At 59.5% G+C, this 16,652-nt stretch carries 15 protein-coding genes; 1 reads left to right on the top strand and 14 read right to left on the bottom strand.

All coding sequences use genetic code 11. From position 1 onward, the window contains the following. Positions 1-345 precede the first annotated feature (345 nt). The 4 genes from SFUM_RS16420 to SFUM_RS16405 form a co-directional block, all read right to left on the bottom strand. The gene (locus SFUM_RS16420; RefSeq protein ID WP_011699974.1) at positions 346-3,438 is read right to left on the bottom strand and encodes a hypothetical protein; all 3,093 of its coding nucleotides are present in this window, start codon (positions 3,436-3,438) and stop codon (positions 346-348) included. A gap of 252 nt (positions 3,439-3,690) precedes the next feature. Beyond that, on the bottom strand, positions 3,691-6,423 hold the full coding sequence (locus SFUM_RS16415; protein WP_011699973.1) for an MMPL family transporter: 2,733 nt from the start codon (positions 6,421-6,423) through the stop codon (positions 3,691-3,693). A gap of 402 nt (positions 6,424-6,825) precedes the next feature. Further along, complete coding sequence (locus tag SFUM_RS16410) at positions 6,826-7,647, bottom strand: DUF169 domain-containing protein (protein WP_011699972.1); 822 nt, start codon at positions 7,645-7,647, stop codon at positions 6,826-6,828. Between the two features lie 122 nt (positions 7,648-7,769). Continuing rightward, the gene (locus SFUM_RS16405) at positions 7,770-8,429 is read right to left on the bottom strand and encodes a CerR family C-terminal domain-containing protein (protein ID WP_041440773.1); all 660 of its coding nucleotides are present in this window, start codon (positions 8,427-8,429) and stop codon (positions 7,770-7,772) included. A 658-nt stretch (positions 8,430-9,087) separates the two neighbouring features. Here SFUM_RS16405 and SFUM_RS16400 point away from each other — a divergent pair. Continuing rightward, positions 9,088-9,543, top strand: coding sequence for a PAS domain-containing protein (locus tag SFUM_RS16400; RefSeq protein WP_011699970.1), 456 nt, complete (start codon positions 9,088-9,090; stop codon positions 9,541-9,543). 185 nt (positions 9,544-9,728) lie between these two features. On the opposite strand, the gene SFUM_RS16395 is transcribed toward SFUM_RS16400, so the two are convergent. From SFUM_RS16395 to SFUM_RS24060, 10 genes are all read right to left on the bottom strand, one after another. Further along, positions 9,729-10,586: an NAD(P)H-hydrate dehydratase gene (locus SFUM_RS16395; protein WP_011699969.1), complete on the bottom strand. Its 858-nt coding sequence runs from the start codon at positions 10,584-10,586 to the stop codon at positions 9,729-9,731. Continuing rightward, positions 10,574-11,137 carry a putative Se/S carrier protein gene (locus tag SFUM_RS16390; protein WP_011699968.1) on the bottom strand — a complete coding sequence of 188 codons (564 nt, stop codon included), beginning with the start codon at positions 11,135-11,137 and terminating at the stop codon, positions 10,574-10,576. Before SFUM_RS16390 ends, SFUM_RS16395 begins: the two co-directional genes overlap by 13 nt. Before the next feature lie 50 nt (positions 11,138-11,187). After that, positions 11,188-11,403, bottom strand: coding sequence for a sulfurtransferase TusA family protein (locus SFUM_RS16385; RefSeq protein ID WP_041440771.1), 216 nt, complete (start codon positions 11,401-11,403; stop codon positions 11,188-11,190). 19 nt (positions 11,404-11,422) lie between these two features. Then, the gene (gene yedE, locus SFUM_RS16380) at positions 11,423-12,550 is read right to left on the bottom strand and encodes a YedE family putative selenium transporter (protein ID WP_049766401.1); all 1,128 of its coding nucleotides are present in this window, start codon (positions 12,548-12,550) and stop codon (positions 11,423-11,425) included. Next, a complete protein-coding gene (locus tag SFUM_RS16375; RefSeq protein WP_167321364.1) occupies positions 12,551-12,763 on the bottom strand; it encodes a hypothetical protein in 213 nt (70 codons plus the stop codon). 317 nt (positions 12,764-13,080) lie between these two features. Further along, positions 13,081-13,809, bottom strand: coding sequence for an amino acid ABC transporter ATP-binding protein (locus SFUM_RS16370; RefSeq protein ID WP_011699964.1), 729 nt, complete (start codon positions 13,807-13,809; stop codon positions 13,081-13,083). Then, a complete protein-coding gene (locus tag SFUM_RS16365) occupies positions 13,806-14,462 on the bottom strand; it encodes an amino acid ABC transporter permease (RefSeq protein WP_011699963.1) in 657 nt (218 codons plus the stop codon). Before SFUM_RS16365 ends, SFUM_RS16370 begins: the two co-directional genes overlap by 4 nt. Before the next feature lie 3 nt (positions 14,463-14,465). Beyond that, positions 14,466-15,188, bottom strand: a complete 723-nt coding sequence (locus SFUM_RS16360) for an amino acid ABC transporter permease (RefSeq protein ID WP_011699962.1) — start codon at positions 15,186-15,188, stop codon at positions 14,466-14,468. Between the two features lie 12 nt (positions 15,189-15,200). Continuing rightward, on the bottom strand, positions 15,201-16,088 hold the full coding sequence (locus SFUM_RS16355; RefSeq protein ID WP_011699961.1) for an ABC transporter substrate-binding protein: 888 nt from the start codon (positions 16,086-16,088) through the stop codon (positions 15,201-15,203). Between the two features lie 70 nt (positions 16,089-16,158). Beyond that, positions 16,159-16,530, bottom strand: coding sequence for an ABC transporter permease subunit (locus tag SFUM_RS24060; RefSeq protein WP_011699960.1), 372 nt, complete (start codon positions 16,528-16,530; stop codon positions 16,159-16,161). Between the last annotated feature and the right edge of the window lie 122 nt (positions 16,531-16,652).

Raw genomic sequence — 16,652 nt, 5'->3', positions numbered from 1 at the left:
GGCTCCGTGTGGCGCTGCGACGGCGGCCTTCGGCCAGTCGCCGACAGCGCCGAGCGCTCGGCCTCACGCGCTTGCGCGTGTGGCCGAAACTTGGGGGGTGCGGGGGAATCATTCCCCCGCTCTTTGGTGCTTGAAAAATCCATCTTGAACGCAATTATCCATGCCCCCTGCGACACCCGCGAAGCATGAAAACAGACTCACCCGGGAATCTATTTTCTAGGTAACTTCGTATAAGAGGGACCAGGAGGGTTGTTGAGACAGAGACGATATTCCGGACCCCGGCTCACGCAAGATCACAAGGTCAAATCCGCACTTTGCACAATAAAGTCGATATGAGACGAGTGTCTATTTTGGATGCAGGCCCAGCAAGGAACGGCAGGAACTCCTCAAGCGGCGGGGCCACCACAGCAGGACGTCTTTCCCGCACGGCTTGTAGGCGAGCTCCTCCAACGTATCCAGGTACGCCTCCGAGCGGTCCAGGTAGAAAGAGAGCGCCCGGGCGAAATTCCTGCCGACGATCCCGTTCACGATCAGCTGGCTGGTTTCGCGATCGCGCCGGAGGACGGACTGAGAGCGAAGAAAGATCTGGCGCTCGTCGTTGGACATTCCACGAAGCAATGAACAGAGAACGCTTCGCGCGCGGGGCTGGTACATCCAGAAGTAGAGCAGGTCGAGGGCGTTGATGATCATGATCTTCTCCAGGTCGCGGGCTTCTGTGCCGAGCTTTCGCATGAACCGCTTCGGAGATTCGAGCATCTTGAGCATGTCGGTCTGGGGATAGATCAGTTCCAGCTGGGAGTAGGCGTCGTAGAGCTGTCCGAGCTTGGTCGCGTAATCCTTTTCGCGCATGCAGGTGTGTTTGTACCGGTCCGCCAGGCCTTCGATGACACCGGCCACGCAGTCGGAGGCGGTCTTGGAGATGATGGCCGCCCACTTCTGAAGCACTCCCGCGATATCCTGAACGGCAAAGCCCGCCAGGATGCCGCCCACGGCCGAGTTGAACAGCAGGGCCAGGGGGATGGAGATGACGGTGCGGAAGAGATTCCCCACGGCGGCGGCTCTGGGCAGCCCTCGCCACGTGTTGTGGCTGAAGATATACAGACCGTTGGCGACGGCCATGATCGAATACAGCAGAACCGGGTCGGAGCCGGCGGTTATCTCGAACGATCTTTCGAGGATGACGGTCTTGACCAGGTATTCGAGCAGGGGAACGGAAAGGCCCGTGTAGAGAAGCGAATCGGACAGCCTGTCCCAACTCACGTAGCTGTTCCATTTGAGCAGCGGTGAGCGCCAGACGCCGCCGGCGCCCAGGACGGACTGAACGATATTCCGGAAGAAGGTTATTCCCAGCCAGATCGCGCCCCCGAAGTAAGCGAGCAGCCACCAGTCTTTCGTGAAGTAAAACGTGGCGAACGCGGGGCCGAAACCGATCAGCACCTTGAGCGCGTCCCGCAGTATGCCGTTCAGATACCTCCAGGAAATCCTCGCTTTCGTGGCCTTGTCCCTGGGGTTGATTTCCAGGCGATTCCCCCGCTCTTCGCTTATTCCTCCGAGAGTGACGATGTTCCCCTCTTCCGACATGCAGGCTGACGTCTCATTGAACTCCCAATCTTTGTGATTCTGGTCGAGGAGACGACGCAATACCGGAAATTGGCTCAAAATGCGGAACAGCCAACCCCATGGGGAACCCGAGACGGAATGAGGAATACGGGTTGTGCGAAGAAAGGCATCCACCTTGATCGGAATGATCCATCGCGGGGTGCGGAAGGAACTGCGCACCTCTCTCTGTGCCCTCCGGGGCAGGGTGCAAAGCAGAGCAAGCCCCATTCCGTGCAGGCGGCGGGAATGGCCGGTCGAATCGCTGCCGATTCGGGATCGGAGCGGTACATGTTTGTAATAGTTCTGCAGTGACGCGATATCCGCAAGAATCTCATTGAGCCTGCCGATCCTGGGTGAATCCGGCCCCTGAGTTTCCGTGATGCGCCCTATCATGGCGCGGATGTGCTTTTTCAGCGAAATGACGTTCCCGTCATTGATGGCCCGCTGCAGATCGCTGATTTCCTGATGGGTCGTCTTGCCCAGGGAGAAATCCTTGAGGTTGAAGATTTCCAGATGGGTTATCGCACCCTTGCTTCCGTAGAGCAGCTCGAGCACATCGTCAGCCGAAAGATTGCTCAAGTTGAGCGTGATCCTGCACCCCGTATGGAGTTTCGTCAGGCGGTCGATGAGCTCGCAGGGCGTGAGCTGCATCAACCGGGGAACATCGGGACCCTCGCGAGGCACATGCGGATCGGGGATGCCGGGATTGTGCACCGGCCTCAAATAGAGATCCACGATCGCTTCGGAATCGAGCTTGTTCAACTCATCAACGAATAACGCGATCTTTCTTCGTTCCTCGAAAACGAGCCCGTCGAACCCTTCCCGCAGCTCCGCAACCCGCGCGTTCATCTGCGGCAGCAATCGGCTGTGAATGAAGATTCCCAGGTGGAGAATCGAAGGCTGTCCCGTCCCGACAAAAGACAGAAACTCCTCCCGATCCAGTTCCTGGAGCTCCAGCCCGTATTTCTCGTTGATGGCCGGCCGGTGCCTCAGGTTGAATTCCTCGAGAATCCTCAGAACGTACCGCTGCTGGTACTCCGAAACCTCCCTCCCCTCTTCCATGAATGACTTTATCCTGGGATCCTCGAGGAAGGAAAGGAAGTCCTTGGAATCCAAGAAACCGCGCGGCACGTAAATGAGCTGCACATAACGGCTGTAAAACCTGGCCGGAAACTCGATCCCGATCCGGACCGAAATTCCCATGATTTCCGCCGATGCCAGCAGCTCTCTGGCGGCGCTCACGGGCACGTAATTGTAGTAGACGACCGTCAACTGCCTTACGCCCTTGATCCAGGCATCCAGGATGAGATGAGAGGGGGATTTGCGCCCCTTGGTGTAGGCGTCATGGACGTGATCGTCGAAGGACACCTGGTTCCATTCTTCCGGCATTTCCAAAAGATGGTACCGACGCAGCAGAGACCGGATGATCCTCGGCTTGCCGGTCGCCGCGGAACGAAAATCATGGGCGAGCTGCAACTGCCGGACCTTGTCGTCGCGGGTCCGGACCAGCTCCTTCATGATCTCGAGAAGGACGCGGGCGGTATTCTTCTGCATGGCCCCTTCGCCGCTGTGCATGACCTCGTCCCGGAGACAGCGCAGGGCGGTTATGCGGTCGTCGGACTTGCCGATTTCCAGGGAGTCGAGCAGACGTACCGCGGAATAGGCAATCCGGAGCGCCCTGGATGCCGCCAATTCCTTGATTCCGCGTGGATGGAGGTATGGGTAAAGCAGGTTTTTGAGGTACACGAAGGATTCGTTCTGATCCAGAACGTTGCTCACGATGCCGAGAAGCTCATAGTCTCGCTGATCGAAAAGTATCCTGGGAATTGCCTTGCGCATACTCAGCCGCCTTCCGCTCCTCGTTCAACGGTGCCGGAGAACGAACCGGGCCGCAACCCGACAAAGCACGAAGGCCTGTCGAGCAGGCTTCTTCCTTCACTCCTCTTCTCAGCCCGGGAACCCCGCATTCCCGCTCAGAGATTGGTACTATTAACATATCGAGCGTCAGCAAATAAATCAAATGGAATGGTCGTCGCAGCCGGTCCGGAAACCCATTGCAAACCCCATTTACGGCGGGAGGCATTGTCCATCTCACCGCGCGACGGCCTGCCCCTCCTCTTCGACCTTTTGAGGTTGCAGGGACGTCAAAATGGCGGGCAGCACGAGTATGGCGCTCGCCAGGACGCAGAGGCTTCCGGCCCAGGCCACGAACCCCAGGCTGAAAATACCCCTGTGATGAGAGATCATGAGAGCGCCGAAGCCCACCGTCGTCGTCAGGGCGGCCAGGATGACCCCTTTCCCCGTGCTGAACGGAAGGTGTCCGGGCAGCATCCTTCCCTCCTTCCAGCGGCTCAGAATGACGACGGCATATTCCACGCCCGCCCCCACCACGAGCGGCATGAACACGCTGTTCGCGAGATTGAACTGAACGTCGGCCACGCCCATGATTCCGACGGTCAACAGTGTTCCAAGACCCAGGGGGACGAGCGCCAGCAGGGTCAGCCGCAGGTTTCTGAACGTGAGTGCCAGCAGAATGGAGATCCCCACCAGCGCGAACATGGAAGCCTTGATGCACGCATTCCTGTACGCGGAGGCAAAAACGAACAGGGACACGGGTTCCCCGACGACTTCCGGGTCAACGCTCTGAATCTCCCGCACGAATTTAGTGAGCGCGTGTGCTTCCCAGACGGACTCCTTGGGGTATATGCGCAACAGGTAGATACCGTCCTGGACGAACCAGCCTCTCAAAAGAGCGGGCAGATTCTCCACATCCATGGGTGACGGATCGGTCCCCTTTCTCAAGGAATCCCATTTGTTCATCATGTCTTCCAGGAATCGTTTGCGGTACTCCATGAGCCTTTCGGGTGCGTGGGACGATCCGCGGAGCAGGCCGACGATCTCCTGCGTGAGCGCCCGCACACGGGTCATTTGCTCCACGAGAGGCTTGTCCGCCCCCCATCGTTCAGCCTGATCGTCCTGGAGCTTGAACCGGATCCGCTCCAGGACTTCCACGAATTCCGCCGGCGACGGCGGCCGGCTCTCCATTGCATCGGCGCGTATTTCAGGAATCCTGGGACCAAGGGAACGGAGCAGGGGAATCTTTTCCTCCTGGTCCTCCGGGAGCAGCGAAAAGATACTCTCGACCTCTGAAACGGACGGCAGAGCTTTCAGCGCGGCGGACTTCGTCCTCACTTCCTCCGGCGAGGCGGCAAAGGAACTGGCGGACAGTGCCGATCGTTCCGAGTTCTCGATCAGCGCTTTTTCCCAAACGACCGATTCGGCCTCCGCGGGTTGGAGCCGCAAGGGGTTGAGATCGAAGTACACATGGCTTCCGCTCAGCGTGCACAAAAGAGCCAGCACTCCGGCCCCGGCCAGAACCAGCCGCGAGTGGCCGGGTCTGAGCCGAATCAGGTCCTTTTCCCCCGGTATTGCCTCCGGAGACAATTTTTGTTTCGGTTTTCCTCCCGCCAGCACGGCAAGAGCGGGCAGTACGCTGAAGTCGGCGAACAGGTTGAGCAGGATTCCCATCCCGGTCACCAGCCCCAGCTCGATCAACCCCCTGAAACCCGTCAACACAAACGGCAGGAAAGCCAGCGTCGTACTGAGCCCGGCAAGAAGAATCCCGGGGCCGGAGCGGTCGTTCACGATCCTGACGACCGACTTCATGTCGCAGTCGCCGCAATGCTCCTCCTCTTCCAGCCGGGAGAACCAGTGGATGCCCGAATCCACCCCGAGCCCGCACAGCAAGGGGGCAAAGACAATGGAGATGATGTTGAGGTGGCCGACAAACAGCGTCGTCCAGCCCAGCGTCCAGCAGAGTCCCACGGTGAGGGAGATGATCTGGAGCAGCGGGCGGCGGACACTCCGCCGGAAGGCCACCAGGAGAACGAACACCCCGGCGATGGAGAGCCACGTGGCAACCTCCATGTCGCTCAAAACAGTGGTCATCTCGTCGTTGATCAATGCTTCCTGACCAGTCACCCCCGCCTGCACGTCGGGATAGGAAGCCCTTACCTCCAGGAGCAGAGCGCGAAGCTTGTCCAGGGCCCCCTGTGTTCGGAGAAATCCCTCGTCCGATTTATGGGGTATGACGAAGGCCAGGAGGTACTGCTTCCTGCCTTCCCAGAAGAAGCCCTCAAGGTCGGGATCCCACGAGGAATCCTTGAACAGGGAAGACCACGGCGATTGGTAAGAGGGAGAGTCGTTCAGATAGCTCGACATCCCCTCCAGAACCGTGATGAGAAAATTCAGGTCGAAAGGTTCCTGCCGGCTGTCTTCGGTTGCCTTTTCATCGAGAAAGCCCGTGAACAGCTCGCCAACCATCCGGGAGGCCATCTCCTGGTTGATGAGCCGCAGCAGGCTCAACAACCCCGGCTCCTGAGCCAGCCCCCGGACGAGCTTTTCCTGCTCGACGATCTTGTCCCTGAGGTCGACCAGTTCCTGCCTGTCCAGGTATAAGAGTTGCCACGTCTTGAACATCTCCGGGTCCACGCGATAGAACATGTTCTGAAAGTGGACCGGATCCTGTGCGATTTTCGAGGACAGCTCGTTGGCAAAAGCGACCGCCCGGTGCGGGTTCGAAGCCTTGACGGCAACGGTGAACCGCCTCTTGCTGTCTGAAGTGAAGGCGTCGAGTCTGTCGCTCAAGGCGATCAAGGGATGATCCGGTGAGATGAGCTCGAGTTGGTCCGTAAGCATGCCGAGCTTCGTTACGGTCAGCCCGACGGACGCGATGGCCGATGCGAAAGCGATGGCCAGCACCAGGCGCGGCCAGTTCAGCACGAAGTTCATCCATATCCGCAGGTAGCGTCTCAGCAAGTCCATATCCGCTCTTTACTCGCATCCTTTCTTCATCGGCACTCTCATCACCCCGGGAAAACGGCTCGGACTCCGGGTCGATCATGAAGTCACGGAACCGCAACGCACCTTTCGAAGCACACGGCGGTCCGTCCTCCGCGAAGATGCGGGCACGCTCCCCATCGCTCCGTCCGCGGCAAGCCGTCCCGCTGCCGGGCCGCGATTCAAAGACCCAAAGTCTCCGACAATGTCATCGACCTTTTTTTCATTTTCCAGCAGTACTTCCCCGGTTATCCGCCCTTGAGACGGCGCATGACCGGCAAGTCTCCCCGAGGGGCAGTCGGGACCGGTCCGAAGACCCCCTGCGCCATTGGCGCGGACTCCCCAACTTCACGTTAAGCCGCGCCGCATTCGGGGTCAACACGAGATTCATGGCTTGGACGCCAGGAGAGACCGCCAGGGCTGTCTTTCCAGAAAGCTCCCCTCCACGTTGCCCTCCATTTCCAGAAACATTTCCCAGGGCATGCCGAATGAGAGGTATTCCGAGCCCAGAAGACCGCGAACGTATTTCCTGGCCGAAATGTCCGTCAGCCCTACAACGGCTCTCGGCTTTCCCGATTTCGCCTCCCTGTACGGGAGGATTCCTATGGTCTGGCACCCCGCGGCCCACGGGATCGTTACGTTTTCCATGCCCTCTCTGCCGTAATTGGCAAGAATGACAAGCGCCGACAACTGATCCGGATCGGCAAGAAAAACCACCGTCTCGGGCTTCTCGCGTTGGGGGTCGATTTCCGAGAGGGGCTTGAACAGTACATAACCGGCCTGGATTTCCCTCATGGGAATTTCCCCGAGCCACTGTTCCACCAGTTCGGGTGTCTTAACATAGCCTTCGCCCTCAAGGAAGTTTTCCATGAACGCTTTTCCGGCAGCGTCTCCCACGGACTTGGCAACTTCCCTGCCCCTTTCCCACCGGGCGTTGCCGGATGAGAGAAAGTGGGCAAAGCATTCAACACCGCCTGGAAAGCGCAGATAGGTATTTCCGAACCCAAGCCCGACACCGCCGCCCCAACAGCCATAGGTCTGCGCGTCGAAGGCCGCCGTCTTGCCCTTTGCGGCGTTGGCGAACATGAACATGACGCAGCCCCACTTTCCTTTCTTGAACTGCAGGGCATTGTCCGGCTTCTCGTCCGCCAGGAGGATGGCGACGGGATTGTATTTGAGTCCGACAGCTCCGGCGATTTTCGATTCCATAGGCTCACCCCTTCCCGGTTGGTCGACTGTCCCGAGACAGTTCTTTCTACGCTTTTGCGAGCGAGAATGGAAGCCGTGCTCCACGCCTCGAGCGGTGCCGTCCGCCCTCAGGGCAAGGAAACTCAGGGTGATTTCCCCGCTCTGAGCTCTCGAATGCCTCCAATGGAGAACCGCGAAATATGATCCGCAATACGCTCGATGTCGGACGGATCGAAGCTCTTCGGTCGAAGCACGGCAATGGCCCGTCTTGCCGTGTAATGCTGCAGGCACTGTCCGACGATGCTCATCAGGCACAGGAAAACGACATCGCTCTCCTCACCCTCCGGCGGGTCGGCTTCTTCGAGCAGCTCGCGTACTATGCCGGCCAGATACGAAAAAAGGGGCCGTACCGAATTCTGCAGCAATCGGTCCAGAGCTTCGGTCGGTTCCGCGATTTCGCGGGCAAGGAGCTTCCCGTGCCAGGCCGGAACCCCTTCGGCCAGGATGCGCGACAGCAGTGAGTGAACGAATGCCCGGAGTCTCTCCTGCGGTGTGGCTCCCTCCCGGAGGCCCAAGTCGGGCGGGTATTTTTCCACGGCGGATCGCTGCGTGTGCTCGAGGACCGCCGCGTAGAGTCCTTCCTTGTCCCGGAAGTGGTAGTTCACGGAACCCACATGAGCGCCGGCACGGCTGCAAATTTCCCTGACGGTCGCCCATCGGAATCCCTGCCGCGCAAACACCGCTCCAGCCGCCTCGATCAGCCTCGCCTTCGTATCGTCGCTTTTCTTCGGGCCATCCTGCATGGAAATCTCTTTATCCGCTGTACAAACGTTAGTTTTGAGCGCCGGTTTGGAACAATAGTTTGGAACATTCGTTCGCATCTGTCAATTGAATTCTTCGACATTGAATTCTCCCGCGATCCCTCCGCACCTCCAAAGGGGATGGACCGAGGGCGTTGTGATCGCTACGAAACCGTGCGACCACCAGCCTCTTCAAGGGGGGCGTTCCACACATCGGCTCCGGATCGTTCATGCGCCAATTGCTGAGGCAAGGGCGTTAAAACCGTGGGCTGCGCCGTCGCGCATCCCACCCTACGCGACTCCAAAGTTGACAAGGAACACGCTCGCCACCGACTGATGTGCCCGTCAGACTCAGGGGACGGCTTCATGCCCTCCCGACGCAGCCTGCTATGAGCAGGCGGAACGGCGACCCCCGGCAGGAGGAGGTTGCATGACGGCTCCGAACCGCTTATGTTGAGAAAGCCTTCGGGCCGACCGTCCGCCCTGAGCGCGCGGGATCGCTGCATGACAGGCCCGTTCTGGTCATGGGATGGACGGTCCCGCCCTGCGCGCGCGGGATCGCTCATATCGGAGCGGGCGGTCTCCCCCTCGCGGCGCCGGCGCGCAATCCCGGGAATTCCCGCCGCAAACCGAACCGAAGAAACATCATTGAGGAGGACCGATGCAGGAAGATTCGTACGAGTGGTTGTGCCGGCAGATTGTCGATGAGGCCCCGGATGCAATCATTTTTGCAAATCGGGACGGGCGGATTGAGCTCTGGAATTCCGGGGCGGAATTTATTTTCGGATACACCGCGGTGGAGGTGATGGGACAAAGCCTCGATTGCATCATCCCGGAGAAACTGCGTGCCCGGCACTGGGACGGCTACCAGAGGGTCATGGCCACCGGTTCGACCCGCTACGGCAGGCAATTGCTGGCGGTACCGGCAATACGGAAGGACGGGTCACGCATTTCCGTTGAATTCACCGTGGTTCTCCCACGCTCTTCCGCCGGGGAAGTCCTGGGGGCCGCGGCGATCATTCGCGATGTAACCGCCCGGTGGCAAAAGGAGAAAGAGCTCAAAGAGCGCCTGAACCAGCAGTTGAAGTCACCCGAGGCGGGGGCAGTATCCCGTTAGTCCGTTAATACGGATTTACCTAGAAAATAGATTCCCTCGGGAGTCTATTTTCTAGGTAACTTCGTATAAGAAGCGATTCATCCGACGGATCAAGCCGAATCTTCGTGCAAAGAACCCGCACCGCCATCGGCCATTCCCGAACCATCCGCTGAGTTGGGACTCGACCCGTGCACGGTTTCGACCGCTTACCGCAGAACGGCTTCCAGGGCCGCGGGCAGGGAACGGAGCAAATCTGCGATGGTCGAGGCCGGAGTTGGCCTGGCGAGCAGCCCCATCACCCGGTTCGCTTTCGCCGCCAGGGAACAGGCCTGCGCTATGGGGTATCGCGCGGCAATGAAGGCCCCCGCCAGCGCGGTCAGAGTGTCTCCCGTCCCGCCGATGGGCTCCATGGCCTCCACCACGGGCTCGCAAATCCTCTCCAGGATGCCCTGCGAGGAGGCGACGACATCGCAGCGGCCTTTCACCAGGAGATAACTGGAGGCATTTTCGTGCCGATAGGCCCGTTGAATGAGCTCGGGAGCGCGATCCTCTTCCTGCAGGATGAACCCCCGAGTGTAAAAAGGATGCGGGGCTTTTTCGTCGGCCAGAAAGGCCAGCTCACCGACATCCGGGGTGAAGAGGTCGTAGCATGCGGCAAAGCCGCTCATTTTTGCCACGTACATGAAGCCCGCGTCGGCCACCAGGACAGGTCGGCGAGCCAGTTCCTCAAGATGCAGGAACACGCGGTTGTGCCAGTCCACGTCGGGTTGCAGGTAGTGAAAGACGATCACGTCCGGGGAAATGACGGGAAGCGCCCGGCAAAGATGCTCATAGACCCGGATCGACCCCTTCCCCCGCCCGGTATCCCCCGCGAGCAGGGCCAGGGGAGGTTCCACGTCCAGGGCTTGTGAGGCGATGCAGGCCGCGGCCAGCAGCGCGGGAGTGCCGCGGCCGACGGGGACGAGCTGAGCGTCGAGACGCAGGCCCCCTTCCTCGAGCAGGCAACGGCCTTCATAGAGGGGAAAATCATCCCGGGGGATGGTACCGACAATCAGCCAGGACATCGGCGCAGAAGTTCCTCGTAAGCCAGCTGCAGAGCGTATCCGCACAGCGTGTGGCCCATGCTGCGCGGCGCGGGCGCCTCGAGCAGGGACTTGCCCACCAGGCTCTCCGCCAGGAAAGGCACATCCGGGCAGCCTCCGCCCGAAACGTTCACAATGCGAAGATCGTTCTTGTCGATGGTGATCTTCATGTTGGCCGCCCGCACCATGAGGTGATCGCCGAAATCCTTGGCGTGAAACAGACCCACGGGTTCCAGAAGCAGGTCCTGGAGCGGCAGTATCTTGAGCGGGGCAATCTTCGCCCCGCCCAGGAGCTCCGCTATCCGCAACTGGGAAACCAGCGGGAATTCGATCACCAGGTCGCACCCGGTACGGAGGTCTGGAGGCGGACCCTTTACGGAAACGGTGAAACCCGCCTCCTTGAGCAGCGATTCGGCCCGGATCACCTCGCTGGTGTGGTGAAAAACCAGGATCCCCCTGTCGGAACGACCGTCAGCCCCGCGTTTCAGGCCGACAACGCTGCCGGCGATTGCCACAATCTTTTTCCAAAACATATTTAGATACCACGATTGTTGGAGCACTGTGAAATGAATTCAGAAATCCGTCATTGACCCAGGATCAAATGCCATTCGTCACCCTGTCGCCGCTCCTCCCTTACTTCCCAACCCTTTGCGCGAGCGGCGCGACTGACGTTTTCCCGGCTGACCTCGTTGTCAACGATGACCTCGATCTCGCCGCTTGCCTTTTCCTTGATTTTTGACATCACCAGCAAAACCGGTTGAGGACAGGAAAGGCCCCTGGCATCGACGATCTCACTCATTGGTTCCTCCTTCACCCGATCAGGCGCGAGTGCGCTCGATATTGCCGAAACCGATAACCAGACAGAAAAACAGGCACACTGCCACCGCGGCCATCCCGTGGGGACCGATGCCCGCGGGCGAGCTGGCCAGGCCGAAATTGTGGGCGAAAGCAGCGCCCGTGATCATCCCGAAAACGAATACCCCGGCGTCGGCATCCCCTTCGCCCGACATGAACAGCTGCCGCCCCGGACAGCCTCCGGCCAGGGCGAACGAAAACCCCGCCACCAGCATGCCCGCAAAATTCCAGAAAGCCTGCGTATGGGCGACGGGTTGCTTTTCAAAACCCGGATGGAACTGGCCCAGGACCAGGTTGGTCACCAGTGCCGCCGCCAGCAGCGCCAGGAAACCGGAAAAGAGATGCCACTGCCGGAACAGGATCAGGTCCCGCAGTGCCCCCATGGTGCAAAACCGGCTGCGCTGAGCGATGAAACCCACCAGCAGGCCGATGCCAAGCGAAATGAAAAGCGGCGCATGAGCGGCCCCCGGTCCCTTGGCGCTGTAAAAAAGCACTCCGCTCTGCGTCTGGCCCTCCACGGGAGGATAGATGAAACGCAGCGCGAGCAGACCGAGAATGAGCAGCGGCATGAGAAGCCCCGTTCCGAAACTCTGCTTCTGGCTGCGGCCAAGACTATAGCCCTGCTTGAAAAAGAGCGTGCCGATCCATACGCCGACCACTAATCCCGCCAGCCCCAGCAGCGCGTTGCCGTCTCCTCCCGCCAGCCTCAAAAGCGTGCGCCACGGACAGCCCAGAAACACCAGCGCCCCGATCATGGCCGTCATCCCGAGCACAAACCGCGCCAGGGGCGCCGACCCTCCCCTTGATTTGAATTCACGGGTGGCCAGGGCCGCAACGAACGAGCCCAGCACAAACCCCAGGATTTCCGGCCTCAGGTACTGCACCACGTCGGCCCGGTGCATCCCCACGGCGCCGGTAATATCCCGGTCGAAGCAGGCGACACAGATGCCCATGTTTCCGGGGTTGCCCAGCTTTTGAAGCAAGGCGGCCAAGACCCCTATCAGAGCTCCAACCGCGATGATGCCCGTTCCCGTCGCAAGCAAATTCCTGGTCTTCTCCACTCTCCGCCTCCTCGTCAGATGCTCTCCCATTCAGGTTTGGGTCAAAGGACAGACCAACTCCTCCGTTGCGTACACATGCCTGGACTCACAGTGAGGGCAGGTCACCGAGACCTTTCCCTTGAGCCTTCTCGTCCCCGGCGGGTTCTCCTCGACTTTCAACTCCCCCGCAATCTCCCAGTCCCGCGTCCAATAGCTCTTTCCCTTCAGAGGACAGACAAAATAGAGTTCCACCGGTCTTACCAAGCTTCTCGGTAAAGGTTCCTGTTGGTGCACCCGGCCGCGTGAAGCCGCTCACGCGACCCACACGAAACCGCGGACTTGACGCCGAGCAGACTCTTCTTTGGCCGAACGCGGGGGTTAAGAGATTCTAGAGGAAATCCAATTAATTATAAAATCGATATTTACGATGGATGGCCGCATTGCCATAGGCGATACTATCGTTGCCGGCCGTGCCTGATTCGCATGGACGCGGATTTCGCTTCCGCCGGTTCCGGTTGCCGCATACCCGGAAAATCCGTGCGATTCCTCTCCCGGATGCCACCATGTGCCTGCGACGCGGGCTACTTCAATATCCTGCTCAAGAATTCCCTGGTTCTCGGGTTTTCGGGGCACTCAAAGAACGTTCCTGCCGGCTTTCGTTCCACAAAACGCCCATGATCCATGAACGCCACTTCGTCGGCCACCTCCCGGGCGAACCCCATCTCGTGCGTGACCACAACCATGGTCATCCCGCTCTTTGCCAGATCGATCATGACATCGAGGACCTCCTTGATCATCTCCGGGTCAAGGGCCGAAGTCGGTTCGTCAAAGAGCATGGCTTTCGGTTCCATAGCCAGGCTCCTGGCAATGGCAACCCGCTGTTGCTGTCCCCCGGACAGCTCTCCCGGGTACCTGGAGGCCTTGTCGGGAATTCCCACGCGCGTCAGGAGCTGCATCGCCTTGTTTTCAGCGTCTTTTTCCGATTGGTTCAAAACCTTTCGAGGAGCCAGGGTGATGTTGTCGAGCACGGTCATGTGCGGGTAGAGCTCGAAGTGCTGAAAAACCATGCCGATCTTTGCCCGAAGCTTGTGGATATCGGTTTCGCGTGATCTCAAGGACTGGCCGTCGATGATGATTTCGCCCTCCTGGAAGCGCTCCAGCCCGTTGATGCACCTCAACAGGGAACTCTTTCCGGAACCGCTGGGACCGCAGATCACCACCGTCCTTCCCTTGGGGATGCGGGCCGAGACGTCGTCGATCACCTTGTGATCCTTGCGGTACCACAGGCTGAGATTCCTGATTTCGATCACGACAGGCTGACCTCCCTGCGTCTTTCAAGTCGGCGCGCCGCCGCGGAGCCGAGGAAACAGAGGACGAGATAGACCGTTCCCGCAAAAAGGTAGAGCTCAATGGAGCGGGCCTCGCGCGTGTCGACCAGGTTCACGCGGCGCAGAAACTCCCGCAGCCCGATGACATAAGCCAGCGAGGTATCCTGAAAGATTACGACGGCCTGCGTGGTGAGAGCCGGCAGCATGTTTCTCAGGGCCTGGGGGAGAATGATGTACAGCTGCACCTGGTGATACCTGAGCCCGCAGGAATACCCGGCGGCGGCCTGCCCCCCGGACACGGACTGCACTCCACCCCGGACGATTTCGGCGAAATAGGCCGCTTCGAAGGCAACAAAGGCGATGAGAGTCGATACGAATGCGCCCAGGGGTTTCCCGGTCATGACGGGGACCAGGAAATAGAACCAGAAAATGACCAGGATGAGGGGCTGGCTTCGGAAAAAATGAACGTACACGGTCACCGGATAGTAAATCCAGGGTATCCGGGACAGGCGGCCCAGACCGAGGAGAATGCCCCAGAGCAAGCCGCCGGCCAGGGCAACGGCGGTGATCTCGAACGTGACCACAAGACCTCCGGCCATGAATTCCAGGTTTCGTGCAATGACCTGCAGGTCCATGCTCTAGCTCTCTCGCGCGATCATACCGGGGATGCGCATCTTACTCTCGATCCGGCCCATCAGCACAATCACCGACAGGCTCGTCAAAAGATACACCAGGCTGGCGGCCGTGGTGGTTTCCAGGCCGTGAAAGGTGAACGAATCGATGTAGTTGGCCATGCCCGTCGTCTCCATGACGCCGATCGTCATGGCGAGCGATGAATTCTTGAAACAGGTCAGGAACTCCGTGCTCAACAGGGGAATCACGACCCGGAGGGCATAGGGCAGGATCACATGCCGGTAAGTTCCGGCGGGGCTCAAGCCGGTGGAAAGGGCTGCCCGGAACTGACCGGCGGGCACCGCCAGGAGCCCGGATCGCACCGCTTCCGCGACCCGGGCCGCGGTGTAGGTCCCCAACGCCAGAACGCCCAGGACATAAGACAGGTCACGGACATTGGCATAAAGCCACCGCTCCGTTTTCCCGGGCAGGAGCGAAGGGACGGCGAAATACCAGAAAAACAGCTGGACCAATAAGGGGATGTTGCGCAGAGTCTCCACATAGGCGCCACCCACCAGCCGGGCCGCCCGGCAGGGCATGATCCTGCACAGCGCGATCGCCACGCCGACCGGCAGGGCGATGGCCCAGGCCAGCAGCGACAGATGAACCGTGGTCCATACACCCTGTAGCAGCATTTTCCCGTATGGGTGGCGCCAAAGAACACTCCAGTCGAAATCGTAATGAAGCATGAGGACCCGCCGCTAGTCGGGAAAACTGAGGACTTTGAGCATGATCCTGTACTCTCCGGTCATGGGCAGAACCAATTGCCCGCCGGGTCCGAACCATTTGTTGTAGATCTTCTCGAACGTACCATCCTTGTACATCCTGATGAGCGTCGCATTCACAAAGTCCCGCCACTTGCTGTCATCCCTGGGCAGGATGAATCCGTAGGGCTCGTAGGTGAGAAAGGGTGCCACGACTTCCCAGTCGTCCGGTTTCTGAGCTTTTGCCCTCATGCCCGCCAGCATCGCTTCATCGGTGAAATAGGCATCTATTTTGCCCTGCTGCAATCCCAGGAACCCCTTGGCATGGTCTTCGAAAAGCACCATTTCGCAGGGCGGATCGATCGTCTTGGCATCGATGGCCTTTTGCAGCCCTTTGATATTGGCGGTGGAACCGCTGCCGACACCCACCTTTTTGCCGGCCAGTTGTCGATAATCGCGGATTGGACTGCCTTTGGGCACCAGCAGCTTGGTACCGGTCAGGAAATAGGGGAGCGAAAAATCAACCGCTTCTTCCCGCTCCAGCGTAATGGTCGTGGAGCCGATTCCGACATCGACGGTGCCGTTGGCCACCAAAGGAATGCGATTCTTGGGATTCATTGGAGTCTTGATATATTCGATCTTCTTACCGAATTTCGTTTCGAGCGCTTTGGCCAGCTCGGCCCCGAGATCCATGTCGAATCCCACCCATTGCCCTTTTTCGTCCATGTAGCCAAAGGGAACCGCGCCTTCCCGGTGCCCCATATTGACTTTGCCGGTCCTCTCGATCTTGTCCATCACACTCTCAGCATGCGCCGGACAGGCCGTGTTGGCGGTCCACATCAGCAAAAGGGCTGCCGCACTCGCTCCAAATAACTTTCTCATCATGCTTCGAACCTCCCTTCCCGGATTCTTTCGTTTGTGGGTTCCTTACCTCAAGACTATCGCCCCTATCCTTTCATCCCGCGGAAAAGGTCCCCCGTTCGCCGGCCACCAGACCGTGCGTCATTCCCGCCGCGGGCGATCCTCTCTCCCGGCCTCCCCCACGCCGCACGGATGATCCGGCGACCCCGCCAACCCCCGCCGAGTGGGTTTTCATGGCAAGAGCAGCAAGGATGCCGCTAAGCGCCATGATCGATCCGACGGAAAGATCGATGCCTGCCGTGGCAATGACCACGGTCATACCCACCGCCGCAAGCAGCGTCGGGGAGGATTGGACGAATATGTTGAAAACGTTCCGGAAAGAGGGAAAGTGAGGCGACGCGACGCTGAAAAAATCGGCAGTGGCCAACAGGAAAAGCAACAACCCGATCCGCTGGGCAAAAGCCATTGGTCTGTCCCATCGAAGCTTTGGACGAGTGGAACCTGTTCTCGTTACAACCCCGCACAGTGCCCGTCCGGCGCAGAAGACGAAGGCCGTTGAGTCGACCGAAGACGCCCCTGAGAACAGTT

This window comes from Syntrophobacter fumaroxidans MPOB, from assembly GCF_000014965.1.
Classification (GTDB): domain Bacteria; phylum Desulfobacterota; class Syntrophobacteria; order Syntrophobacterales; family Syntrophobacteraceae; genus Syntrophobacter; species Syntrophobacter fumaroxidans.
Note: the sequence above shows the minus strand (reverse complement) of the source record. Positions and strands in the feature narration are given on the sequence as shown.